The 26,063-nt window shown below is 31.6% G+C and carries 22 protein-coding genes and 1 tRNA gene; 13 read left to right on the top strand and 10 right to left on the bottom strand.

Features of this window, described 5'->3' with window-relative positions; genetic code table 11:
• Positions 1 to 44 precede the first annotated feature (44 nt).
• The 4 genes from OEA66_RS02330 to OEA66_RS02315 form a co-directional block, all read right to left on the bottom strand.
• Positions 45 to 2,552 carry a hypothetical protein gene (locus tag OEA66_RS02330; RefSeq protein WP_267279836.1) on the bottom strand — a complete coding sequence of 836 codons (2,508 nt, stop codon included), beginning with the start codon at positions 2,550 to 2,552 and terminating at the stop codon, positions 45 to 47.
• 141 nt (positions 2,553 to 2,693) lie between these two features.
• Positions 2,694 to 3,059: a response regulator transcription factor gene (locus tag OEA66_RS02325; RefSeq protein ID WP_267265177.1), complete on the bottom strand. Its 366-nt coding sequence runs from the start codon at positions 3,057 to 3,059 to the stop codon at positions 2,694 to 2,696.
• Complete coding sequence (locus OEA66_RS02320; protein WP_267279835.1) at positions 3,052 to 4,560, bottom strand: sensor histidine kinase; 1,509 nt, start codon at positions 4,558 to 4,560, stop codon at positions 3,052 to 3,054. The genes OEA66_RS02325 and OEA66_RS02320 overlap by 8 nt, the downstream gene beginning before the upstream one ends.
• A 205-nt stretch (positions 4,561 to 4,765) precedes the next feature.
• Positions 4,766 to 6,892 carry an ATP-binding protein gene (locus tag OEA66_RS02315; protein ID WP_267279834.1) on the bottom strand — a complete coding sequence of 709 codons (2,127 nt, stop codon included), beginning with the start codon at positions 6,890 to 6,892 and terminating at the stop codon, positions 4,766 to 4,768.
• Between the two features lie 255 nt (positions 6,893 to 7,147).
• On the opposite strand from OEA66_RS02315, the gene OEA66_RS02310 reads away from it, so the two are divergent.
• Positions 7,148 to 7,717: a CinA family protein gene (locus OEA66_RS02310; protein ID WP_267279833.1), complete on the top strand. Its 570-nt coding sequence runs from the start codon at positions 7,148 to 7,150 to the stop codon at positions 7,715 to 7,717.
• Between the two features lie 273 nt (positions 7,718 to 7,990).
• A complete protein-coding gene (locus OEA66_RS02305; protein WP_267279832.1) occupies positions 7,991 to 8,485 on the top strand; it encodes a phosphatase PAP2 family protein in 495 nt (164 codons plus the stop codon).
• Positions 8,486 to 8,659: 174 nt separating this feature from the next.
• Here the strand turns inward: OEA66_RS02305 and OEA66_RS02300 are convergent, their stop codons facing one another.
• On the bottom strand, positions 8,660 to 9,790 hold the full coding sequence (locus OEA66_RS02300) for a serine hydrolase domain-containing protein (protein WP_267279831.1): 1,131 nt from the start codon (positions 9,788 to 9,790) through the stop codon (positions 8,660 to 8,662).
• 103 nt (positions 9,791 to 9,893) lie between these two features.
• Here OEA66_RS02300 and OEA66_RS02295 point away from each other — a divergent pair, with 103 nt between their 5' ends.
• The 3 genes from OEA66_RS02295 (at position 9,894) to OEA66_RS02285 (ending at position 12,620) form a co-directional block, all read left to right on the top strand.
• On the top strand, positions 9,894 to 10,175 hold the full coding sequence (locus tag OEA66_RS02295) for a hypothetical protein (RefSeq protein WP_267279830.1): 282 nt from the start codon (positions 9,894 to 9,896) through the stop codon (positions 10,173 to 10,175).
• A gap of 146 nt (positions 10,176 to 10,321) precedes the next feature.
• Positions 10,322 to 12,322, top strand: a complete 2,001-nt coding sequence (locus tag OEA66_RS02290; protein ID WP_267279829.1) for a PAS domain-containing sensor histidine kinase — start codon at positions 10,322 to 10,324, stop codon at positions 12,320 to 12,322.
• A 112-nt stretch (positions 12,323 to 12,434) separates the two neighbouring features.
• Complete coding sequence (locus OEA66_RS02285; RefSeq protein ID WP_267279828.1) at positions 12,435 to 12,620, top strand: hypothetical protein; 186 nt, start codon at positions 12,435 to 12,437, stop codon at positions 12,618 to 12,620.
• A gap of 194 nt (positions 12,621 to 12,814) precedes the next feature.
• Here the strand turns inward: OEA66_RS02285 and OEA66_RS02280 are convergent, their stop codons facing one another.
• Positions 12,815 to 14,602: an FAD/NAD(P)-binding protein gene (locus OEA66_RS02280; protein ID WP_267279827.1), complete on the bottom strand. Its 1,788-nt coding sequence runs from the start codon at positions 14,600 to 14,602 to the stop codon at positions 12,815 to 12,817.
• Positions 14,603 to 14,835: 233 nt separating this feature from the next.
• Between OEA66_RS02280 and OEA66_RS02275 the strand changes: the two genes are divergently transcribed.
• From OEA66_RS02275 to OEA66_RS02260, 4 genes are all read left to right on the top strand, one after another.
• Positions 14,836 to 15,288 (top strand): ferritin-like domain-containing protein, encoded by a 453-nt coding sequence (locus OEA66_RS02275; RefSeq protein WP_267279826.1) that lies wholly within the window; start codon positions 14,836 to 14,838, stop codon positions 15,286 to 15,288.
• A 231-nt stretch (positions 15,289 to 15,519) separates the two neighbouring features.
• Positions 15,520 to 15,759 carry a hypothetical protein gene (locus OEA66_RS02270; protein WP_267279825.1) on the top strand — a complete coding sequence of 80 codons (240 nt, stop codon included), beginning with the start codon at positions 15,520 to 15,522 and terminating at the stop codon, positions 15,757 to 15,759.
• A 268-nt stretch (positions 15,760 to 16,027) separates the two neighbouring features.
• Positions 16,028 to 17,494, top strand: coding sequence for an OmpA family protein (locus OEA66_RS02265; RefSeq protein ID WP_267279824.1), 1,467 nt, complete (start codon positions 16,028 to 16,030; stop codon positions 17,492 to 17,494).
• Positions 17,495 to 17,672: 178 nt separating this feature from the next.
• Positions 17,673 to 18,041, top strand: a complete 369-nt coding sequence (locus OEA66_RS02260) for a response regulator (protein ID WP_267279823.1) — start codon at positions 17,673 to 17,675, stop codon at positions 18,039 to 18,041.
• On the opposite strand, the gene OEA66_RS02255 is transcribed toward OEA66_RS02260, so the two are convergent.
• Positions 18,038 to 19,372 carry an alpha-amylase family glycosyl hydrolase gene (locus OEA66_RS02255; RefSeq protein WP_267279822.1) on the bottom strand — a complete coding sequence of 445 codons (1,335 nt, stop codon included), beginning with the start codon at positions 19,370 to 19,372 and terminating at the stop codon, positions 18,038 to 18,040. The genes OEA66_RS02260 and OEA66_RS02255 overlap by 4 nt on opposite strands.
• A gap of 240 nt (positions 19,373 to 19,612) precedes the next feature.
• Here OEA66_RS02255 and OEA66_RS02250 point away from each other — a divergent pair, with 240 nt between their 5' ends.
• On the top strand, positions 19,613 to 20,383 hold the full coding sequence (locus OEA66_RS02250) for a glycosyltransferase family 32 protein (protein ID WP_267279821.1): 771 nt from the start codon (positions 19,613 to 19,615) through the stop codon (positions 20,381 to 20,383).
• Between the two features lie 223 nt (positions 20,384 to 20,606).
• Here the strand turns inward: OEA66_RS02250 and OEA66_RS02245 are convergent.
• A tRNA-Arg gene (locus OEA66_RS02245) sits at positions 20,607 to 20,680 on the bottom strand.
• Between the two features lie 48 nt (positions 20,681 to 20,728).
• On the opposite strand from OEA66_RS02245, the gene OEA66_RS02240 reads away from it, so the two are divergent.
• The 3 genes from OEA66_RS02240 (at position 20,729) to OEA66_RS02230 (ending at position 24,703) form a co-directional block, all read left to right on the top strand.
• The gene (locus OEA66_RS02240; RefSeq protein WP_267279820.1) at positions 20,729 to 21,775 is read left to right on the top strand and encodes an ABC transporter substrate-binding protein; all 1,047 of its coding nucleotides are present in this window, start codon (positions 20,729 to 20,731) and stop codon (positions 21,773 to 21,775) included.
• 236 nt (positions 21,776 to 22,011) lie between these two features.
• Positions 22,012 to 22,656, top strand: coding sequence for a monofunctional biosynthetic peptidoglycan transglycosylase (gene mtgA, locus OEA66_RS02235; protein ID WP_267279819.1), 645 nt, complete (start codon positions 22,012 to 22,014; stop codon positions 22,654 to 22,656).
• Between the two features lie 13 nt (positions 22,657 to 22,669).
• Positions 22,670 to 24,703 carry a transporter-like protein gene (locus OEA66_RS02230; protein ID WP_267279818.1) on the top strand — a complete coding sequence of 678 codons (2,034 nt, stop codon included), beginning with the start codon at positions 22,670 to 22,672 and terminating at the stop codon, positions 24,701 to 24,703.
• On the opposite strand, the gene OEA66_RS02225 is transcribed toward OEA66_RS02230, so the two are convergent.
• On the bottom strand, positions 24,681 to 24,977 hold the full coding sequence (locus OEA66_RS02225; RefSeq protein ID WP_267279817.1) for a hypothetical protein: 297 nt from the start codon (positions 24,975 to 24,977) through the stop codon (positions 24,681 to 24,683). The two genes, OEA66_RS02230 and OEA66_RS02225, sit on opposite strands and share 23 nt — an antisense overlap.
• 4 nt (positions 24,978 to 24,981) lie before the next feature.
• Entirely contained in the window at positions 24,982 to 26,061 is a 1,080-nt protein-coding gene (gene recF, locus OEA66_RS02220) for a DNA replication/repair protein RecF (RefSeq protein WP_267279816.1), read from the bottom strand.
• Between the last annotated feature and the right edge of the window lie 2 nt (positions 26,062 to 26,063).

The following is a 26,063-nucleotide window of genomic DNA, read 5'->3' as shown; positions in this document are numbered from 1 at the left end:
ATTTAATAAGTATTTTCTTTTGTGGAGAGCTAAATAGTATATTTTTAAATAAGATATTTCTTCAAACCCTCCATCAATCCTTGCCACAGCATACTGAAAAAACTTCTTTCCGGTTCTCTTTTCTTTTCGATAACTACGTGGTTGGGTTCACCAGTCGATTCGTCTTTTACAAACCAATTGGCAACTTTACTTAAAAGTTTTCTTTCATTTCCTTTTTTGTTGAGAAAATTGACATACATATCATTGTACTTGAAATAAAATTTTCCCGCAATTCCTGCATTGCTTCCGTAATAATCAAATTTCAGGTAATCAATATTTCCATCTAAAGTAATATTAAGATAAGGACGTACAAAAAGGTTTACATTTTCTGCAGAAAGCTTTTCAATATTACCTTTAATAGTAAATTTATCGGCAGGATCGGTTACGTCAAATTTCCAATTAACTTTCGTAGGAGCAGTTCCGTAAAAATCAAAAGATGCATCGGTATTTATTGTGGTTGGTCTGCCTTTAATCTTCGCATTATTTACATTAGAAATAGTTGCATTAAAGCGGTTAAAAGTCAGTTTTCCCGGAATATTGCTGTTCTCTGCATTTTCTTCATATTCCAGAATAGAATTTTTTAGATTAATCTTTTGAATGAATAAAGGAATTTTTACGTCACGAAGTTTTTTACTGAAAAGATATCGTACCGCAATATCATCCGGCGGAGCCAAATCATGATAAATATTACAGTTTAAACCATCGATATCGATGGTATTTAAATCTATGTTTTTATGTTCTTCAAAAATCGATTTACTGTCTTTTATATTTATTTTTTTCGCAGTAATGGTGTATAAATCTTCCTCTTTTGCAATCACTTTGCTAAACCCAGCTCGAGAATATTTTGGAAGATAATTAAAACTGTTGATTTCAGTCGTTTTACCATTATTTTTTACTTGACCTAATTTTAGCTTGTAGTATTTACCGGCATCCAAATAAATATTTTCTGCATTAATATCACTTTTTTGCGTGGTAAAAGGAAAACTGCTTTTTAGTAATTGAGTATTTGATATAATATGATCTAGTTTCACATCTAATGTTCCGATTGACATTTTATCCAAATTCTGAACTCTTTGCGAAATTTTTCCATTACTGATGTGCAAAAATCCTATATCAGCGGTAAATTCTGGTGGAGTAGTGGCTTTTTGTGTTTGTTTCTTTTTGTTGACTGCAGAAATAATTTTAATTTCAGGATTATCTACTTCAATTCCTCGAAATTTAACACTCAGTTTTTGCCCGATATATTTACTTTGGTTGTTCAGTATTTTGATTTGTTTTGTGTTGATGTTAAAAAGGTCTTTAGTAGAACTTTTTCCCAAAGCAATCATTTCAAATCCGTCAATAGTAATATTTGAATCTTTTGAAGAAATGTTTTTAATTTTAACAGCCTGAAGCGGATCTGCTTTAAAATAAATATTTTCAGCTTCAATATCATGTTTTGTAAATCGGAAAGGAATTTTTTCTTTTACCGTATTTTTATCAAAAACAATATCACTCAAATTAAAATTGAAATTGTCAACCGAAGCAGTTTTTTCTTTATTACTCTGAAAAACATTAATTTTTCCTTTCTTGAAATAGATATTTTTTAAACCTATTTTTAAATCAATTTCTTTTGGATTATCGGTTTTATCGACGATGTTTTTTCCTGTAGAATATACTTTTAAATCAGGATTTTCGAAAGTAATATTAGAAACAATCAACGAATCCTGACTCACGTTGAAGTCTTCAGCACTTAGATTTTGAGTAGAAAAATCAAACACATTTTTCGAATTGTATTGATTCGTAGGTTTTAAAGGTTGAAGATGAAATTGTAATAATTCCAGCTTTTTGTTTGCTGCATTTATTTTATCGGCTACAATTTCATAATTATCATTTACACCAATTTTCACCTCATCAGCATTTATTTTAAACTCTGAAAAAGCCAAAGGAATTTTAGATTTTTGATCACTCTGTTTAATCTCTTTTAACTGAACATTAATATTTTTACCTTTAAAAACAGGCTTTCCAATAAAGTTTTCTATGTCTGCGGAAACATTGTTAATGGTGACATTATTGATGTGCAAATCTAATTTTGAATTTTTAGATTCTTTATTTTTTTTAGGCTTTGCCAATTTTACTTTAATGTTGGAATCGGTGAGCAGGAAGCTTTCAGCATGATATTTTTTACTGAAAATAGCTTTCATAATAGCTACATCTGCGATATTAATGCTTTTTATTGTCCCATTTATTTGTGTGACCGAAGTGTCTTTAGGATTTTTAGTCGTGATTTTAAGATCAGATGCTTTAAGATTACCCTTTAATAAACTTAAATTAAACCCATTCAGCTCAACTTTGTAAGGTGTTTTGTCATTAATAAGATCGGGAAGTTTTTTTTGGAGATAATAATCCAAGGCAAATGGAAAAATGCAGACAATGGCGAAAAAAATTCCGACTGTCCAAAATATCTTTTTTTTGAGCGTTTTCTTTTTTACGGTTGAGTTTTTCATTTGGTTATTGGCTATTATTGAGGTCATTAACAAAACATATTCCAAAGTGATTTTGGTACTTGCGATTAAGCAGAGTAGCGTGAATTTAGGAATGCAAGAAAATTTACCCTATACAATTATAGGATTTTAAAATTTAGTATAATGAAAAATTGAAGTTTGAAAATATAATTAATTCATCAGCAATCCTTTAATTTTAGAAACAAGATCATCCAAATCAAACGGTTTTGCAACAAACGCATCTGCACCTGCATCGGAAGCGATATCACTGCCATCAACACTTGCAGATAAAACAATTACAGGAATATTTTTAATATCATCCATTTGACGAATTGTTTTCAACACTTGATCACCCGATAAAAGAGGCATCCATAAATCTAAAAGCAGAAGATCCGGAGAGTTTTCTTTTATATTATCGATAAGATCCGGACTGTTAATCTCCGTAAATACTGTAAAATCTTCCGTTTCCAGCAGCATCTGAATCACATCCAGTATTCCTTGGTCGTCATCACAGACCATTATTTTCTTATTATTCATTATCATTAGTTTTCATTATTGGAAGGGTAAAACTAAAAGTGGAACCTTGCCCCGGTTCGCTTTCTACCCAAAGTGTACCGTTGTGATTGGCAATAATTTCGTGAGAAATATAAAGACCAATTCCTAATCCGGGAAATTTTTTCTGTATGTTTCCGGCTCTGAAAAACCGATTAAATATTTTTGCTTTATCCTGATTATTGATGCCGACACCATAATCTTTGATTGATATTTTTACATAGCTTCCAACTTTATTGGCATAAATGTCAATGTTTTTGGAATTTGGTGAATATTTAACTGCATTTGAAATCAAGTTATTAATTACTTGTGTAACCTGCAGATCATCACCCATTATCGTAGTTTTTGTAATCCCTTCCAATTTAATATTATGCTTAGGATGAGAAATTGAGAGGGTTTCAATGGTATCTTTTAAAATTTTATCTATTTCGAAAGGTTCTTTATGAATTTCAATATTTCCTGATTGAATTTTTGAGGTATCAAGAAGTCCATTAATCAATTCGTTTAAACGGTCAACATGAATGGAAATCTTATCTAGAGTAGAAATATATCGCTCGGTAGAATTTTCCGGCATCATCCTTTGTAGAAGTTGCACCAAACCTTTTATTGTCGTTAAAGGAGTTTTCAATTCATGACTTGCGATTGAAAGGAAATCATCTTTTCGTCTGTCTAATTCTTTCTTATCTGTAATATCTTCAATAGCGATCAGAATTCGGTCTTTATATTGCCCTTCAAACTCAATTCTGTAAGCATTAAGCAACATAATCTTTCTTCCAATGAATGGGAAAGTATGCTCTACTTCATAATCAATTACAGGATTGTTTGTTGGTAATATTTTTGTCAGTAAATCTTTAAGAGAAGGAATATCCCATTGATGGTTTCCCAATTCGAAAAGCAGTTTCCCGACTGTATCTTCGTTGGTAACTTTAAATGAATTTAAAAAGTGTGTATTTGCACTTAAAACTTTATAGTCATTATCTAAAACCAAAAGACTTTCACGAACGGTTTGAATAATACTGGAAAGAAAAGCTTCTTTATCAACCAATTCTTTGGTTCTTAGCTTTATCTTTTTTTCAACCGAAAGTTTTTCTTCTCTAAGCTCATTTTCTGCACGCTTTCGTTCTGTAATGTCATTTTGTACACCAATAAAGTGAGTAACTTCATTATCGCTATTTCTTACGGGAGAAATGTAAAGTTCATTCCAAAAAAGAGTACCGTTTTTTTTGTAATTACGAATCTCAACTTTGCATTCTTTTTCTTGAGAAATGCAATCTTTGATGATTTGTCTTTCTTCCTGATTGCGATCTTCCTGCTGTAAAAAACGGCAATTGTGACCAATAATTTCGTTGTGAGAATACCCTGTAATGATTTCAAACGCTTTATTACAATAAATAATAGGATTATCAGGCTGAGTATTATCGGTGATGATAATCCCAGAATTGGCAGAATTTAAAGCCTGAAGATAAATTTCAATATTATTATGCATTACAATAAGCTGTTTTTGAGGTTTTTAAATCTTGTCTTCAAAATAACATTGAATGTTCATATTGAAAAGCATTTATGTGATAAACTTAGTTGTGATAACTGCTATACAACTATTATGCCTCGCTTATTTTTATAGCTGTTAAATCTTGATATTGTGATTGAAAATAGTATTCTGATTTAATATTCTATGATGATTTATAAAAAAATTATAATGGTAGTGTAAACCAAAAACTGCTTCCTTCACCAACAGTACTTTCTACTCCGATTTCTCCACCATGTTTTTTAATAATTTCTGATGAAATATAAAGACCTAATCCTAGTCCGGAATATTTTCTGCCTTCATGAGTAGCGCGGTAATAACGGTCGAAAAGGTAAGGTTGTACGGATGGATCAATTCCAGCTCCAAAATCCTTTACAGTTATTTTTACATTTTTCTCAATCTGTTCAATGATGAGGTGAATTTTTTCAGAATCTGCAGCATATTTTACAGCATTATTTACAAAATTTACCACAACTTGCTCAATCCTGTGTTCATCGGCTGTAACGTTTGTGGAAAGATCTCCATCAATGATTAATTTAAACTGACCATCAAGCCTGATGTCATTACAACAATCTTCAAGCATTTTTGAAATATTAAAGGTCTGTTTTTTTAACTGTAATTGATCTTCACTGATTCTGTGCATATTCAATAAATCATCAACCAGATTATTAAGCTTTTCCAAACTTTGAGAAGACTGATCGATCAGTCTGGGAATCATCTGATGATTCGGGTTTTCTTTTAATCTTGTTAACAATTGAATGGTTGCTTTCAGACTTGTAATTGGTGTTTTTAATTCATGACTTGCGATACCAAGAAAATCATCTTTTTGTGTTTCGTAATTTTTTCTTTTGGTAATATCTATTGCAATTCCGGTCATGCCAACTGCTACACCATTTGCGTCGTAACTTGGAAGTCCTGAAGAGTGAATCCAATGAATTGATTGGTCTTTCTTTTTAATTTTATATTCTGCGCTGTATGGTTCTCTGCTTTCTATCGACTGATTAATTTTATCATAAATTGGTTCTCGATATTCAGGCATAATGATGTTCATAATATCTTCAAATCGTAGATCTTCATCATCTTTCAGTCCATAAATAGTTCTGAAAATAGAAGAACCGGTCAATTCCTGATTTTGAATATTAAGATGATACGAACCCAATTGTCCTGCGTTCAAAGCAATTTCAAGTTGCTGATTCAAATCTTCGAGCTCTTTCTTTTTATTAATTCTTTCAGTTACCTCATTTGCAATTACAATAATGGCAATGGTTTCACCAGAATCATTTCTAAGGGGCTCATAAATAAAATCAAAAAAACAATCGCTGAGAATTCCTTCAACTTCCAATTTTACAGGTGCAGTATCTCCAATATATGTTTTTCCCGAAGTAAAAACATTGTCCAAAATTGAAAGATAAGGTTGACCTTTTAATTCAGGTAAGGCTTCAGCAAGAGGTAATCTTAAAACATCTGAAGTTTTTCCCCAAACCTTTAAAATCATTTCGTTGGCAACTTCTATAACCAAATCACGACCGGTAAGAATTCCGAATGCAATTGGTGCTTTGCTGATAAATGATTGCAAACGCTGCCGGCTTTTTTTAAGATCCTGATTTAATGATATCGTCAAATCAAATGATTTAGTCAGTTCAATATTTGTGGAATTCAGCATTTCATTGGTTGCTTCCATTTCAACATTGAATTCTGCTAAGTCCTGAACTGCTTTTTTTAGATTTTCTTGGGTGGTAATAAGTTGTCTATTAACTTGCTGAGCTTGCTCAATGGTTTCCAGAGATGATCTGCGAAGCTCAATCTGATCCATGGCTGTTTTTGCTAATCCTTCAAGAATTGCTCTTTCTGAATCACTAAATTCTCTTGGTTTTTGGTCTATTATACATAATGTGCCGATAAGGAATCCGTCATGAGTAATCAGCGGAGCTCCAGCATAAAATCGTAATCCGAAATCACCCATTACATTTGGATTTGCCTGCAGACAAGATTCTTTCAGAGCATCTTCAAAAACGGTAACATCTTTATCTAAAATAGCTAATGCACAAAGACTTTTCCCACGATTAGCTTTTTTTGCATTCCCCATTCCTATATTCGCTTTAAAAAATACAGATTCTGAATCTACAACAGATAAAAGTGAAATGGGAACATTAAAAATCTGAGCAGCAAGTTGCGCAATTCCGTCGAAGCTTTCCTCCGATGGAGTATCTGTTATTCTGTAACGCTGTAAAGCTTCCAGTCGCTGAACTTCATTTTCAGGAATGATGTTGATTCCAAAAGTATTTTCTATCATAGCAGGAATCCTAATAGATATAATATACTTCTTAGGAGTGTAAAGATAGTGCTTTATGCAATATAAATTAATTCTTCAATTATAATTTCAAATCACATAGCATAATTGTTTATGTTTTAATTATATAAAAAAAACAATTCGAGAAGTTAAATTTAAAAATGTATCAATTTGAATTTTAATAGGATAGAAATTGCCTGCTCATAACTCTTAATATTGGCTTAATATTAGATTGGCAATGTACAGAATATTATTACCATGATTTTAAAACATTCCAAAATTGACCTTACCATAGAGCATCTCAACGCTCGATCATTTGTGAATTTTTTGGTCGAATTGCAGAATTTATTAGATTATATTGGTGATAAATTACTTTCGTCCAGTCAATCTGTTTCTGTTGCGGAGAGTGTAACATCGGGGTTTCTGCAGTTTTCTTTTTCACAGATGAAAGATGCTTCAAAATTCTTCAAAGGAGGAATCACAGCTTATACATTGGAAGAAAAACTTTCACTTCTCAATATTGATGAAAAAGATGCAGCTGCCAATGATTGTGTCTCTTCAAATATAGCTGAAAATATGGCATTGGAAGTTGCTGAAATTTTTAAAAGTGATTGGTCGATAGGAGTTACAGGCTATGCAACACCTGTAGAAGATTCAAAAAATAAATTATTTGCGTATTTTGCCATATCATACAAAGGAAATATTATACTTTCTGAAAAACTTGATTTGCATTCGAGAACGATGTCTCTGAAAGCACAGCTGTATTACAGCGAATTTATTTTGGGCTGTCTTAAACTTGAATTAGATAAAACGTCCATTCAATCATAACCAATTTTAGTTTTAAAATTAAAAAATAATATAATTTCATCTTTTACGTTTTAAATTCTTCATCTTCTTTAATGTACATTAATGCAAAAAAATAATCTGAAAAAACATTCTTTCATCAATAATTTATACCGGAAAAATCTTATTTTTTTTATTCTTTTGTTCTGCATTTTTCTTTTGTTGACCTCTTTTGTAAAGAATGATTCTTTGCTTTCTTGGGATATTTATGTGTCCTCAGCTTTTCAAAAATATGAACATTCTGTTTTAGAAAATTTGATGAAGGGTTTAAGTTGGTTGGGTTATTCTCCGATAGCATTTTTACTGATCTGTTTGACCTCTCTTGTTTTCTTTATTATTAAAAGAAAAAGGGAAGCTTACTTGATTTTATCAACAATTCTTACCGGAGGAATCAGTTGGGTTTTAAAAATGTTGATTGACAGACCAAGACCGGGAACCGATTTTGTGAGAATAGTTCAGGAAACGCATTTCCAAAGTTTTCCAAGTGGTCATGTTCTATTTTATACGGTTTATTTCGGATTGCTTTCTGTAATTATCGGCTATAATAAAGCACTTAATCAAACGAAAAAAAGAGTTTTTATTTCTCTGATGGTTTTGATGCTTATATTGGGGGCAATGTCTAGAATATATCTCGGTGCACATTGGTTTACAGATGTGATGGGAGGTTTCATTGTAGGGTTACAATTTATTATTGTTGCAACCACATTGTATCTAAAGAAGGATGTAAAAATAGAAACTGGTTCATCTTATTAAAAAAAGAATTAATCACTTTAATTAAACAGATATAAAAAAATATTCTCAGCAAAAACGCTGAGAATATTTTGGTTCCCTTAAATAGCTATTTTTTAAAATAGTTCACTTCCTTAATTTCAATATTTGTGCCATTTTCTACAAATTTCTCAAATAGAGGTGGAAATTTTACATTTTTTAATACAAACCTTCCAGTTCATCTATAAGAACTTGTACTTGCAAAGGTCTTTTCTTTTCATCAACTTCTAATCTGTTGTAAAAACCTGTTTTCACGATAACCATATTTTTTTCAGGGAGAATAATAATGAATTGACCTAAAAAACCATAGAAAAATCGTGAAATCCTTGAAGTTTCATTATTCGCCCAAATTGTATAACAAAAAGCATCATTTTCTTTTGTTGGACTAAGCATTCTCTTGCAATAATCAGAATCTAGAAGTTGTTTGCCATTCCAGTTTCCATTTTGCAAAATCAATTGTCCGATTTTTGCCAGATCTCTTGTTGTTGCATGAATGCAGCAAAATGCTTTTTCCGTTCCTTTTTCGTCTGTGCTCCATTTTGCGGGAAACTCCATTCCCAAAGGAATCCATAATTTTTCAGAAAGATATGATGCTAGGCTTTTCCCAGTAATCTTTGTCAGAGCTAATCCTAAAAGTTGTGCGGAAACACTTTGATACTCATAATTAATTCCCGGCATTTTATTTATTTCTGTTTCGAAAGTTTGTTTTGCAAGATCTTCTACAAAATATTGTTTTGAATTTTCCGCAAACGGATGTCGATATTCCTCGTCCCAATCAAATCCGCCCTGCATTGTCATCAGATGACGAAAAGTGAGATGTTTACCAAATTTGCTTTCTTTATATTGAGGAAAAACGGAAGAAATTAATTCATTTTCAGAATCTAAAAAACCGTCATCAATAGCACAACCTACCAAAATAGAAAGAAAACCTTTTGACATTGAGAAAGAATTCATCAGTGAAGAATATTCGTGATTTTTCCAATATTGCTCATGAACCAGCATATTGTCTTTGATGATAATCAGTGAAGATGCTCTTGTTTTTTTAAGCTCATTTTCCAGTAGTTCTGAAATTTTTTTGGAATTATAGTCAATGCTTTTTTTCCAGGGTTGAGATTTGGAATTAGAAATAACATTAAAAGGAAATTTTTCTCCATCATCAATCGAAGGTGTTAATGGCCCTTTCTTTAAATTTATACCAATGGCTTTGAAGATATATCCATAACCTGACAGATAGATTATTCCTGCAATTGCTATGCTTCCCGCTATAGTTCCTAGAAATATTTTTTTCATATGTAATGAAGATTAATATTCAAAGCATGTGCCATTGGTTTTAAAGAAAAAGCGACTATTGAGATCATAATTGATTCATTTTATTATTGTAATTTTACCTACAATGAATATCAAATTAAAATCAACATCCGACGGTTTGATTTACGTAAAACAATCGGTGATTATTAACCTAAAGCGCCCTAATTCTCTTGAAGGAGCAAAAGCTTTAGGCAAACCGATTATCATCAATGTAAATCATATAGGATTTCTCAGTCATAATATTGATGGAAATGTAACTTTTTTCATGGCAAATGGTTTTGAAATATCAATGAATGTTTTTTACAGTGAAGCAGAAGAGGTTTTTAATAGTGCAAAAGCCGGTATTTCTTTAGAAATTGCTTTGTAGAATAAGAGTGTAAATGATTTTATTTTAAAAATTTATAGCATAAACTCCATTATTATTGCAAAATATTATAATAAAAATGGCTGAGTTAATGTTTTTGAGATTCTTTAAAAATATTAATAGTTATATTTGAGCAATTTTTTATATTTATGAATGCTCCTGACCTTGTACAGCCTGAGAAACTGTTATCAATATTGTTTTATAGTCCGAATGCTACGGCTGTTTATTCCGGTGCAGATATTAAAATTTTAAGTGTTAATCAGGCCATGCTTAAGTTTTGGGGGAAAGATAGATCTGTTGTTGGACAAACATTTGATATGGCGATTCCTGAATTATATGATCAGCCTTTTCTTGATATATTAAAAAATGTATGGAATTCGGGTGAAACTTTCGTAGCGAGAGATTTTCCGGCAGTTTTGGAAATTGATGGAAATCTGACGAAATTTTTTTTCGATTTTGAATATAAAGCTATTGCCGATGAAAACGGAAAGATAGAATATATTCTTCATACGGCTTTTGATGTTACAGAAAGAAAACAAGCCGAAACTCTAGTTGAAGAAAAATCTAAATCTGAGCAAAAACTCATCGATAATCTTTCTGCGCTTAATGAAGAATATATGGCAACCAACGATGATCTAGTTGCCAAACATGACGAACTTTTTACTTCTAATACAGAACTTGAATCAACAAGAAAAAATCTTTTAACTGCAAATTTTACCCTTGCTGAAAGTGAAGAACGCTTTAAAACATTAGTAGAAAAAGCTCCTGTTGCTATGGCTTCATTGAAAGGTGAAGATTTTAAGGTAGATATCGTTAATGAAATGGTTTTAAAAATCTGGAATAAAAACCGTTCCATTATTGGTCTTCCACTGGAAGAAGCTTTGCCGGAGCTTAAGGGGCAGCAATTTGGTGAAATTCTTAAAACAGTATATTCTACAGGTGAAGCTTATCACGGAATTGAAGATCTTGCATTGATTGCAGAAGAAGGGGTATTGGTTGAGCATTATCTAAATTTCGTTTATCAACCTATGTTTGATGAAAATGGCAAAAGTAAATCGATATTAATTGTCGCAAGTGATGTTACAGAGCAGGTTGCCGCAAGAAAATCATTGAGCGAAATCAATACAAGATTAGAAATCGCAATGAATGCAAGCGGATTGGGTTCTACAGAAGTTGAATTGGCAACCGGAATTATGCAGAGCACTACTCAGTTTAAATATAATTATGGGTATCTTTCTCATGAAGAATTTAATTATCCTGATCTTTTTGAAGCCATGCTTCCCGAATATCGTGAAAGTGTAAAAGCTTTGGTACAGGATGCAATTCGCACCAATGGAATTTATAAAGCAGAATATCCTGTAAAATGGCGAGATGGATCTATTCATTGGATTCAGGCTCATGGAAGACCAAGATATGATGAAAACGGCAATGCTAATCGAATGGTTGGTATGACTGCAGACATTACCGATAAAAAATTGGCAGAGCAGCGTAAAGACGACTTTCTAAGCGTGGCAAGTCATGAATTAAAAACTCCTTTGACTTCTGTAAAAGCATCTATTCAACTATTAAACCGAATTAAAGACCGTCCTTATTCTGAAACTCACGTAAAACTGATTGAACAATCTGATAAGAGCATCGAAAAAATGTGCATGCTTGTTGATGATCTTTTGAATATGAGTAGGATGGGGCAGGATCAGCTGAATCTTGAATGCAATACTTTTAATATTTATGAAATGTTAAATAGTAGTTGTAGTCATATAAGATTTTTAAACGAGTATGAAATTATTCTCAGCGGAGATAAAACTTTGGAGGTTTTTGCCGATCAACACCGAATTGATCAGGTTGTCGTTAATTTTGTGAACAACGCCATTAAATATGGGAAAGATTCTAAGCGAATCAATATTGAAACTGAAGCTGTTGGAGAATTTATTAAAGTTTCTGTAAAAGATTTTGGACAAGGAATTCCGGAATCTGCCATTCCCTTTGTTTTTGATCGATATTATCGTGCAGATCATCTCGGGAAATCTTATTCGGGTCTTGGTTTAGGGTTGTTTATCTGCTCTGAAATAATAAAAAAACATTCCGGAAAGATTGGTGTGGAAAGCAAAATAGGAGAGGGAAGTACTTTCTGGTTTATGCTTCCGAAATAATTAAAAAATCTACTTTATGATTGTAGTTTAGATTAAAATCTAAATCATTTATTTTATACCTTTCATCATATAAGGCACGTATCTTGATTAGGCATTTCCAAATAATATTATCATGAACGTTAAAAGAATTTTTGGAACTGTTCTTACAGTGTTGGGAATTGCTGCTCTTATTTATACAGGGTACGAAGTTATTAATAAAAGCGCTGCATATACGTCATTAGCAGTTATAGGAATTTTAGGTTTGATATTTTTTTCCTCGGGCATCAGTCTCGTTAAGAATACAAAAGATGAAAGTTAACCCTGTAAAATTAGAAAGTAGAAGTAACACAGATATTTTCAATGGAAAAAAGCAGAGTCAAATGTTACTTATTCTGCAATGAAAGAAATTTGAAAAAAGAAAAGGTATAGTTTTGAATTTATTAATCCTAAATTCAAATGATACATTGAAAAACAGGAACTGAATAATTTCAATTCCTGTTTTTTTTTTTGAATTTATAAAATTTGTCTTTCCTCAAGTATTTGATTTTGATTTTCTTGATTAAAAATTGGAAATTCTGATCTGTTAATTGCCATCATAATTCTTTCTGCGGCGGTATCACAAAAATCGAGCCCGGAATAATCAGGGTTTAATCCGCCAATAAAAGGGACTGCCATAATAAATAATCCATCAATAGGCTTATTGTACAAATCAAGCGACTGAAAATAATCGTTTATATTTAAACCCGGAACATTCAAATAATAATTATGTTGATCCGTAGATTTAATTACTTTTTCATCTTCATTAATAAACAGTTCTTCACCTTTTTGTTGGTTTTTAAAACGAAGATAAGCTGCACTTACCAAACTTTCATTTACTAAACTTTTAAAAGGTAAATCTTCCGGATTCATTTGTTGCTGTCCGATTGAATCAACAAACATTTCATAATGCTTCTTAATTTCATTGCCTTCTTTATCGGTATAAATGTAATCAGCTCCTCCTTGGATATTGGGTTCAACAGTACTTTCTTTATCAACTTCAATTAACGTAATAAGTCCAGCTTCATGAAGTGCCATCATTTCTTTATAAGAAGACTGTGGCAATGATGCAATAATTATCGTAATTAATGGCATTAAAGTAGATTTTAATCGGAGCATATCTTCTGCGGAGAAATGCTTTGCAGGATAATTCATCGCATAACTGAATGCTGCAAGTTTTTCTTTCCAGGTGATTGATTTTTTTCTGTTGATTGATTTTTCAGCTTCGTAATATTCAGCTTTAAAAAGTTCAAAACTGTCGACTTTTTCACGAAAATTCATCATTTTTTCTACAAATTTTTCAATAGTTAAATCTTTAATTGATTCATAGAAATCAGGATCTTTTTCTTTTAAAGGCTTTTTAAAATTAATTTCAAAAACATAATCAAGATCTACAAAACCTTTATGGCTTTCTTTGTATTCATCGATTTCCTGCAACGACATTGCCCATTTTAATGAATAAGAATCATCTTCAGAATGAAATCTCAGAGCAGGAAGAAAACCTCCTTTTGAGAATAAGTCTAAACGGAAATTTTCTGATGAATCATTAAGTTGATACATCAATTTATCGCCATCTTCAGTAAATTTACCATTCAGTCTTGCTAAAGTTTTTACGGCATCAATCGCTGTGAGTGAAGTTCCCCTTACTGCAACCGGAAAATTAGTCGCATCCTGAAATTTTGATGGTGGATAAGGTGAGTCATACCAACCTTTAACAGTTTCCTCGTATTTTTTTCGCCAAATATGACCAGTGCAAATCACAACTTTGTCAACCAAAAACTCTGTATCGTCTTCGCTATTTTCTGTAATAATCTTAAATTTTCTTTCTGAACTAAAATTCGGAAGAATATCTTTAACAGCAGTTTCTGTTTTGATAATCACGTTAATTCCTTTTTCTTCGGCAATATCAATCAACTGTTGAAATTGATCTTCAAGATAATCACCCAATAAAAGTCTAGGAATCACCAAATACGGATTTAGGTTTTCAGGATTTTTAAAATCATTAAACTTTTCGCTGGGATTTCTTCGGATAAAATCTTCAAAACTATCTACAAGTTTGGGTAATTCATTAGCTGAAACATTCGCTACATGTTCATTACACGATCCAAATTTACCATAAGGCATACCGACTCCAAGTCTGTCGTTTTTTTCGAAAATAAAAATGCTTTTCGGAAGGTTGCTGCTTTTTGTAATATGTTTTAAAAAAAGCAATGCTGCAGGACCACCGCCGATCACTGCAATATGTTGAGATATATTTTGATTCATACAATATTTTTTTTGATATAATTGAAATTCAAATAATGTTCCTTAAATGAATTCATGTATTGAAAAAATAATTATGTTTTTATGATTAAAAACATATTTGTGACCTGATTTGGATAATTCAAACCTTTTTAATCAAAAAAACAAAATATACCACACATTATATGTTTAGCATTATTTAACACTTTAATGGTATGGTGGTTGTAAGAAGTAAGGCTCACAACAAAAATATTATTATGCAAAACGAAAAAACAGTATCGGTATTAAACGATTTATTGAACATTACAAATGACAGAATTCAAGGATTTTCAAAAGTAGAAGACAAAGTTTGGGATACTTATTCGCCTGTAAAAGGAGATTACGATCAAATGGTAGCTCAATCTCAGGTAATGAAATCAGAACTTATTAATTTAATTACAGAAAGAGGCGGAGAACCGGATAATACTGGAAGTACTGCCGGAGCAATTCACCGAGGTTGGATTGATGTGAAAAATTCATTTTCAGGAGACAAAACAGGAGCTACTCTTGGAAATGTAGTATTCGGGGAAGAAGCGGCTATTGATGCCTATCAAGATGCTTTAGACAGCGGAGATCTTTGCCCGGAAAGTTCAAGAGTTGTAAGCGATCAGCTTCATCATTTAAAATCTTCATACAGTAAATTCAACAATTTAAATGAGTTGAAAAATTAATCTGATATCTATTTGAAATTTAATTCAGAAAACGATGATTATCGATCATTAATTACGAAATATAATCCTAGAAAGAAATTTTTAGGATTTTTTATTTTATAATATGATTTTTTTTATTGTGTTGATTTCGGGTTAATTATGAAAGTCTTTTTTAAATAAATTAAAATTATTTATTTCTAAACTTTTGATGGCACACCGATTGCAAAAAGGAATATACCAATAAAAAATATAATGGAATTAAGTGTTAATGCAGAGATTAAAAGTAATGATGTGGTAAAAGTAGTACTTGCACTTTTAGATAAAGACCTTCAGGAAATGATGAATTATTGCACTCAAAATAAATGGAAATTTGAAATGCTTAATTCTAATAATTTACAGCTTTTTGTGCCCTATAATTCGTTACATCTTCTGTTTTATTTGGGACATCAGATTTTGTCAGGAACAAATAATTCTGAATTGCAAAATTCGTAAGGCATTAAATGTTTTTAAACTAATATTTTAAAATTACTATTTTTAAGTTAAATACTGATTTGAATTTAAATTATTCTAGGAATCAGTATTTTAAGGTTTAAAAAATAAATTATTTTAGTTTAAATTGTTTATTTGGTACAGTAATTGAATATAGGAAGGCACAGCTGAAAACCCGCATTGAAAAGTGCATTGGGAAAATTAGATAAATATAAAACGGATTAAAATATTCTATTATTTATCATCAATTTGAAATAATTAAAATTTTTATATGAAAACAAAACTAGCAATTTTATCGCTCGCGATAGCGGTACCTTCATGTGTATTTGCACAAGATTCAATTAAGGTAAGTAACAATGGAGAATATCCAAATACATTCTCGTCAGGTTCAGCAAATGTAGAGCGTTTTACGCAGTCTTCTAAAAGATTTAACGACTGGTCAATTTCATTTGGTGCAGGAGTTCCTTTAATGCAGTATGCAGATCTTACATCATTAAAATTCGGTAAGGGTGCAGGAAAAAGTTTGGTAGGATACTCTGCTTATTTGAGTATTGATAAAGCAATTAGTCATACTTTCGGATTGAAGTTACAATATGACCGTGGAGAAACTCGTCAAGGTGCTTTTTATACTAGAGATGCAGCTCCTGCAAATGCTTCTGTAAACGGACAATATGGAGGTAGAACTCAATATGATGCTGTCTCTATTTTAGGAGATCTTAATTTAACAAATCTTTTCAGAAGAGTTGATAATAAATCTCCATACAGATGGGCATTGCACGGATATGCTGGTGTAGGAACTATTGGATACAGAGCTTATTTAAAAGACGAAACAGGTCAACGTTTGGTGACAGAAGTTAAACCAATCAGAGATGGTCTTTCATTTTTTGGACAAGGAGGTGCTGGTTTGAAATATAAAATCAACAGAAGATTAGATATTGAAGGAAGAGTAATGTATATCGTTACTACAGATGATACTTTTGACGGTGGAGACAGCGTGGTAAATATGAGAAAAGATAATAATTCAGATAATTTTATCAATGCTACTCTAGGTCTTTCAGTGAAATTAGGTAAACATGAATCTCACTTAATGTGGCATGATCCGCTTCAGGAAATTTATTACAGAACGGATGTTTTAGAATCTAAAATCAACGATGTAGAGGTTTGTAAAGCAGGTGATGCAGATAATGACGGAGTTTGTGATGATTGGGACAGACAGCTTGATACTCCTGCAGGAGCAAGAGTTGACGGATCTGGAGTTGCCTTGGATGTAGATATGGATGGAGTTATCGATCTTTATGATAAATGTGTAACAGTTCCTGGACCAGTAGAAAATAACGGTTGTCCGGTTGAATCTGCTCAAACTCCAAATTCAGGATCTGTTACAGAAGCTGAAACTAAATTAGACGGAATTGAATTTGAACTTAATTCAGACAAAATTTTATCGAATAATACACCAATTTTGAATAATGCGGTAGGCTACATCAATTCTTCAAATGGTTCTTATACTGTTGTAGGAGCTACTGATACGAGAGGAAGCGAGGCTTATAACCAAAAATTATCTCAAAACAGAGCTAATAATGTGAAAGATTATTTAATTAAAAACGGTGTAGAATCTACCAAGCTGGACGCACAGGGAAATGGAAAAAATGATTTAAAATATCCGGAATGTGATCCTGCATCAAAATGTCCGGAATGGAAAAATAAAGCAAATAGAAGAGTGTACTTTAAAGCAAAATAAATTGTACTATTTTATAGTGAGACCGTCATGTATGACGGTCTTTTTTTTGTTTCTATGATTTAATTACATCAAAAACTTTCTATAAATAATTTTTATTCAAAAAACATTATCCAAATCATAAAACAGAATCCTGTACAAATTTTATATTTGTTACCGTTTGCAGTAAATGAGAACGATTATGAAAAAGATTCTAATTTTTGATGACGATAAATCTATTCTCGAAGTCTTTACCATCATCTTTGCCGAAAACGGTTATGACGTTGAAATATCTGAAACTTCACACGATATTATTGAAAGAGTAGAAGCATTCAAACCAGATTTAATTTTAATGGATAATTGGATTCCTGAAATTGGTGGAATAGAAGCATTAAAACTTTTAAGAAATCATCAGGATTTCAAAAATATACCAGTGATTTATGTAAGCGCAAACAGTGATATTGCTTACTTGGCAAAAAAAGCTCAGGCAAACGATTACATTGCAAAACCTTTTGATCTTACAGAATTGGAAACTAAAGTTGAAAAATTTTTTTCACGAAGCCATAATTAATTATAATTACCAGTAAGATGCAGTATCGTATATTGCCATGCATCTAATGTTACAACCATTGTAGAATCAACATTCCTTTTTTTACCTGTAAATAGATTGGTGTAAATGCCTTGATCAAATGATGTGTCGAGTTGTACAATAAGCTGGTCTCTGGAGAGATTGATAATGGTTAAAACTTTATCACCATTTTTTTCTCGGACAAAAGAGATAACCTTATCCATTTTATCATTCATAATTCTTACCATTTCGCCACCGTATTGACCATTCCATAATGCCTGGTTTTTATGTTTTAGCTTAAAAAGCTTTGTGTAAAGTTTTGAAAATTCATGAGTCTTCCATTCAATGGGATCTTTTTCGAAAAATTCAAGTGAACGGTTTAATCCTGCTTCCTGACCGCTGTACACAAGTGGAATTCCGTCCATCATTACATTAAAAACAATTACAGCTTTTAAAGCATCACCAAAATTACTGTACTGATTACCTTCCCATGAATTTTTATCGTGATTATCTATAAAATTCATACGAATTCCTTCTTTTGGAAAAATTGAAACGTGCTCTGCCAAATAAGTTTCCGTCAATGTTTTTACACTTAATCCTTGTACTGAAATAAGATGCAGGATATTCCATAGTGTCCAATTGTAAGTTGAGTCGAATGCTTTTCTGTGAAGTTCTTTGTCTTCAGCTTCAGCAAGCATAAAAACGGGTTTTATAGCATCTAATTCTTCTCTTGCATTTTCCCAAAAATCAATCGGAACAAAGCTTGCAATATCACAACGGTAACCGTCAATATCAAATTCTTTTACCCAATATTTTAAAGCTTCAGTCATGTATTTTCTTAAAGCAGGATTTTTATAATCAAATTCTATAATATCGTCATAATCTCTCCATCGGGTAGATTGAAATGTGTTTTTTCTGGATTTCATGTACCAGTCAGGATGTTTTTCAACCAATTCGTTGTCCCAACTTGTATGGTTTGCTACCCAATCGATAATAACATACATTCCAGCATCATGAATTGCTTTTATGAGATTTTTAAAATCTTGTTCTAAACCAAATTCAGGATTGATTCCATAATAATCTTTTACAGAATAGTAACTTCCCAATGTTCCTTTACGATGAACTTCACCAATCGGATGAATCGGCATTAGCCAGATAATATCAATACCCATTTTTTTTAACCTTGAAAGCTGTTTATTGACCGCCTGAAAAGTTCCCTCTCTAGAAAACTGGCGTATATTCAGCTCATAAATTGTAGCATTTTTCACCCAGTCAGGAGTGGTAATTTTTACATAATTTTTTGGTTCGTATCGGGGATCGGTTATTTGTTTCATAAATAAAGGGAAAAGATTTTGCTGAAATAATATTGTGCAAGAAATAACTGTACCAATCAATTACTTAATTTAGTGTGATTGAATCTTTTTAATGATTTGCTTCTGTAATTATTTAATAAGAATCAAATTTCATTTAAAATTTAAATAATAGATTTAAAAAGACATTTAGGTTTAATTTTTGTAAATAATTGAACGTTGATGAGACGTTTGTCTTCTTAAAGAGATACCAAATAATATTTTATGATACCAAAAAAAATACATTATTGCTGGTTTGGCGGTAACGAAAAAGACGAATTGGCAAAACATTGCTTTGCAACATGGAGAAAAATTCATCCTGATTTCGAAATTATAGAATGGAACGAATCTAATGCTCCTGTTCAAGATAATAACTATGTAAAAGAGGCTTTTGAGCAGGGAAAATGGGCTTTTGTTTCAGATTATGTACGCTCCAAAGTGATGCTTGAGCATGGAGGAATATATATGGATACTGATATGGAATTGAAGCTTCCTTTAGACGAATTTCTAAACGAAAAAGCTGTATGTGGTTTTGAGGTCAAAGGCGTTCCTTACTCGGCATTTTGGATGGCAGAACCGGGACATCAGCTTTCAAAAGATTTCGTAGCTTATTACGATAAACAAGATGGTTTTGAAGAAAGAATCAATACGGATATTTTTTCTGAAATGCTTGAGAAAGATTATGGAGCAGACCGATTTTCAGATACCATTCAAAAGCTTAAACATGGAGTAACTTTATATCCTTCAGTTTATTTTTCTCAAGATTTACCAAAAAATTATGTGAGTCATCATTTCAACGGATCTTGGTTTGGTGGTGATGAAGAGAATACCCATAAAACTATGGTAAATATTTATGGTTTATTGGAAAGACTCGTGAATGAAAAGAATGCAGAAAAAGCCGTTCAAAGTATTATCAACGAGCACAAAATTATTGACGTGAAAAAAATATTAGATCTTTTACCAAAAGATAAAATTAGAGAATATTTGGAAAATTAATTTTCTTAATAACCCATTTCAAAGATAAACTCCAATATTTAAGTATTGGAGTTTGCTATTTAATAAAAAAGATTAGAAGAATTCAATATTAGAATTACAATTCGAACATTTTTAAGCGAGTAATAAGGTAATGTAGAGTTTGGTAGTTTATGAAGTAGAAATTTACAAATACTACATTTGAAAAATGGCACCAACTGTTTTTAGTTGATGCCATTTGGCTGTGTGACTTCGACAGGATTCAAACCTGTAACCTCCTGAGCCGTAATCAGGTGCGCTATTCAGTTGCGCCACGAAGCCGTTGTTTAAAGGTTTGCAAATATAGTACTTTTTTGCTTTCTTTGAAAGATGAAAGCAAAATTTTTACTGATAATCGCATTTTTATTTCTAATCAACTGTAAAAGAGAACAAAAAATATCATCTTCAGATTGGGAAAAGATCTCTGAAAGAGTACAGTTTAAAGATGATAACGGGAAATTAGACATAAAATCAGGAAATTTTAAGTATTATTTCGAAAAAAATAAAATTCCGTTTTCTAAAATCATCCTTTTAAATGCAAGTTTAATGGGCTATGTTTCGGAGCTTGGTGCAGAAAATTTGGTTATTGGAATTGCAAGTCCGGAGTATATTTATTCTGAAAAGATTCACAGCTTATTAAAATCAGGAAAAATTCAAAATGTAGGGAATGAACAAAAATATGATGTAGAAAAGATTATTGCAATGAAACCAGATGCGATTTTCACCAATTATATTGCAAGTTTTGATAATACCTATCAACTTTTAAAAAACAATAATATTAAGGTGATTTTTTTGGATGAATACATGGAGCAAAGCCCCATGGTAAAGACCTCTTACATTAAATTATTTGGAAAACTTTTAGGCAAAGAAAAAGAAGCTCAAACAAAATTTGATGAAATTCAGAAAAATTATAACGATTTGAAAAGTTTAGCTTTAAAATCAACTTCAAAACCATATGTTTTAGCTAATGAAATGTACGACGATGTATGGTATTTGCCGGGAGGAAAAACTTTTACAGCCAATTATGTTGCCGACGCCAATGCTAATTATATTTTAAAAGAGAATATAGAGGAAAAAGCTGTTACAATGAGCTTTGAAGAAGTTTTTGCAAAGTCAAAAAATATTCAATTCTGGATAAATGCGGGAAATCATATTTCGAAAAAAGAAATGTTGAGCATCAATCCTTTTTATGGGAAATTAGAAGTGTTTAACAAAGGAAAGATTTATGGAGTTTCTGGAAAAGAGAGACAAAAAGCCAACGATTTTTTTGAAAGTGGAGTAGTACGATCAGATTTGGTTTTAAAAGACTATATAAAGATTTTTCATCCCGAACTTTTACCGAATTATCAATTGACTTACATGAATGAATTGAAATAACAGTTTTTAAATTTTAAAATAGCCACTAATTCACGAATATAAATTTTTGAATTTTCTTTGTAGATTAAGCCCTACTATCAGTTTTAGCTATAAAAATTCGTGAATTTGTGATAAAAATTATAATTAATTTTCAAGCAGACAAGCATATATTGAAATTTAAGCTTATAGCAAAAGCCAATTGCCAAAAGCTATTTAACTCGCAGTATTTTTATATTTTTGCGTCAAGTTTTTAGCTTATGTGGAAAAAAATAAAACAGTTTATTTTTATAGTTCTAATTCTGAACGTAGTTTTCATTATTTGGGGAAGATTCTTCAATCCGCCCATCACGATTACTCAAATCGGTGGACTTTTCGAATATGGAAGATTACAACGAGACTATATTTCTTATGATGAAATGGGAAGTAATGTGAAAAAGGCGGTGATTGCTTCTGAAGATCAAAAGTTTTTTAATCATAATGGTTTCGATTATACGGCAATCGAAAAAGCCATGAAAAATAATGAAAAAGGGAAAAAAATAAGAGGCGGAAGTACAATTTCCCAGCAAACTGCAAAAAATATTTTCCTTTGGCAGGGTAGAAGTTGGGTCAGAAAAGGACTGGAAGCGATTTATACTTTCATTATCGAAAAAGTTTGGTCTAAAGATATTATTCTCGAAAGATATTTAAATTCCATCGAGATGGGACAGGGAGTTTTCGGTATTGAAGCGGCTTCACAATACTATTTTGGGAAATCTTCCAAAGATTTAAACACTTCGGAAGCAGCCTGGATTGCCGTAGTTTTACCAAATCCGAAAAAGTATGATCCTAAAAATCCTTCAGCATATTTAAGAAAGAAACATAGCTGGATTATGAGACAAATGAGGAATGTGAGTTTGAAATAGTATCTTTGCACCAATGAAGCTGCTGAATTCAAGTACAAAAAATTTCGAATCTGTTCTTAAAAAATATTTTTCTTTTAAGAATGAAACCACTTCGCTCGAACCTTTGACCGAGTTTTTAGAGGCAATAAAAAAGACAGATTTTAAAAATATTCTTGAGTTCCTTCAAACAAATCAGAATTCTGCGGATAATTTCAGACATTATCTCTACAATATTTTCTCGGATAGACCTTTTAATCTTTCTTTGACGGAGGCTAATATTCTTTCTGAAAACGCCTTCTTTCCAGAACTTAAAAAAAGGATTTTAAATAAAATTTTACCACCGGTTGAGCACGAAAATACGGTTTGGTATCTTATTGACAACATAAGTTTCAGCACTAAAAAAGATCTCGAATATCTTCACAATCTTCCCGAGAATGAGCTTGATGAGTTGATGAGTATTTTGGGAATTTCAGATTTTATTTTAAAACCTAAAGTAAAAAGCGAACTTATTTTTTCAATGAATATTCTTTCGTGGCGCGTTACCGGAATGGCTTTGGAAGTGGATGTTGTGAGAATGGCTCCTGAATACAGAAATTTTGACAACCCATTTTTAGCTTTACAAAATGAATTGGAAGCTTTAGCAGAGGATTTTAAGATTAATCCTGAAATTCAACTAAATTCCAAAGACAGCAGATATAAACAGATTAAGATTTATGCTGAACAATGTCAGGATTTTGTAAACATTGCCTTTAAAAACTCTTCAAAATACGGGATTTCCGGCAAGATTAATCAGTCACTTCTTAAAATCCGTCAACAAACACAGCGAATTTCTGAGATTGTAAATCTACTAATAATTGATCAGCATGAGGATGTAATTATTAAGTCTAAACAGTTGATTTTTAATGTTCTAAATTATAAATCTCATAAGAATAATATTTCCGATCTCATCAACGATAGTACGAGGTTGATTTCACATTTAATTACAAATCACACTGCAGAAACGGGCAGTCATTATATTACTTCAAGCCGTAAACAGTACATGAAAATGTTCTACAAAGCAAGCGGTGGAGGAATTATCGTTGGAGCATTATGTGTCTTGAAAATGCTGTATGGTTTTATGCCTGGAAGCGACTTTTTTCATGCATTTTTATACTCATTAAATTATGCAATGGGATTTGTGATGATTTACTTGATGGGATTTACTTTAGCAACAAAACAGCCTGCAATGACTGCTGCAACGATGACGAAGGTTTTATCTGAGCAGGAAAATACGAAAAGTAATTATACCGAATTTGCTGATTTGGTTTCGAAATTATTTAGAAGTCAGTTTATTGCTTTTGTAGGAAATGTTTTGCTTTCATTTCCGATAGCTTTGTTGATTATTTATGGTTTGGATGTTTTTTTCTCTCAGAATTTAGCCGTTGAAAAATCTGATAAGCTATTGAAAGATTTAGATCCTTTTAAATCTAAAGCAATTCTTCATGCGTGTATTGCCGGTTTTTATCTTTTTATTTCAGGGATTATTTCGGGTAATATCGGTAATAATTCTATTTTTTATCAAATTCCGGATCGAATTGCTAAAAATATTCCTATAAGAAGATTATTTGGAGCTCATTTTGCGAAAGGTCTTTCAAAATATTATGCTAAAAACTGGGCAGGAATTATATCTAATTTTTGGTTTGGAGTTTTTCTGGGAGCAACGGCGCCAATCGGGTTGTTTTTCGGTCTCGATTTAGATATTCGTCACATCACTTTTGCTGCCGGAAATTTTGCAATCGGTTTGTATGGAAAAGATTTTACTGTTGGTTCTTCAATATTTTGGACATCATTTATCACCGTTTTTGTTATCGGATTCTTCAACTTTTTGGTGAGTTTTAGTTTATCGATGTTTTTGGCTTTCCGTTCGAGAAAAATGAATTTCGGTGAAGTAAGAGAAATCTATCGTGCAATTTTCAGATATTTTTTAAGAAATCCTTTGAAATTTTTCCTTCCCTTACAATCTACTTTTGATTTGAAATCTAATAACTTAGTACAGAACTCAATTCCTACAAAATCTGAAGATCATTAAATTTTTCTTCTCCGAATTTATCCTGAAACTTTTTTAAATAAAAGCTTTTTCTCATATTGAAATCATTTTTCAGCAAAGGCGAATTGATTCTTATCTGAATGATTTTGTTGTCTAAATTTACACTGATAATCTCTTGAAAAAGGCTTTCGTCAAGATAATCCTCCAAAAAATCTTTTATCTCAAAAGCGATAAGTTTATGCTCAAAACCATGAATTCTGGCGAATGATTTTACTAATTCTGAGGATTGAAATTCTCGTTTTTTATTTCGTTTCATAGTCTTAAATCTCAAAAATTACACTTTCCTCGTTTATTCTTCTCACAACATTTTCCGTACGTTCTTTATGGGTATCAGTAATGAAAATCTGCCCAAAATTTTCCTGATTAACCAATTTGATTAGCTGTGCAACACGGATGTCATCCAATTTATCAAAAATATCATCCAATAAAAGAATAGGTGTTTTATTGGTCAATTCTTTTATCAAACTCATTTGAGCTAATTTCAGTGAAATCAAAAATGATTTTTGCTGTCCTTGCGAACCGATTTTTTTAATCAAAACAGAATCCATTTCAAAAAGTAGATCATCTTTGTGAATTCCTTTTGAAGTGTAGGTTAACATTCTGTCGCGTTCTAAACTCTGCGAAAGTAAGTTTTCAAATGTTTCTTCCAACAAATGAGATTCATAAATCACAGAAACACTTTCTTTTCCTCCCGAAATAATCTGATAAAAATTCTGAACTATCGGATTGAGTTTTGCAACAAATTCTCTTCTTTTTTCAAAAATTTTAGTTCCTGATTTTGTAATTGGGTCATCATAAATTTCCAAAGAATCTTTATCCCAAACTCTGTTTTTGGCGAAATATTTCAATAAAGCATTTCTTTGCTGAATTGTTTTCTGATATTGAATCAAATCATAAAGATAACCCGAATCAGTCTGAGAAATCATCGAATCTAAAAACTTTCTGCGGCTTTCCCCAGAATCTGAAATCAAGTTCGAATCGTAAGGAGAAATCATCACGCTTGGCAAATAACCAATATGATCTGCCATTCTATCGTAGCTTTTATCATTCTTTTTAATGATTTTTTTTGCTTCTTTTGGCTGAGAAATCTTCAAAGTGTCTTCGCTGTCTTCATTTTGGATTTCTGCATCAATTGTAAAAAAATCTTCTTCTATTTTAATATTATTAGCATCGGTATTTCCTAAAAAACTTTTGCCGACAGAAAGGTAGTGCAATGCATCGAGAATATTGGTTTTTCCAACGCCGTTGTTTCCTACAAAACAGTTGATTTGGGGTGAAAATTCAAACTTCTTTTCTGAATGATTTTTGAAATTGTATAAAGAAAGCTTCTTAATAATCATTT

Origin of the sequence: Chryseobacterium luquanense (assembly GCF_026460945.1) — a bacterium.
Lineage (GTDB): Bacteria > Bacteroidota > Bacteroidia > Flavobacteriales > Weeksellaceae > Chryseobacterium > Chryseobacterium luquanense.
This window is presented reverse-complemented; position numbering and strand designations above follow the sequence as displayed.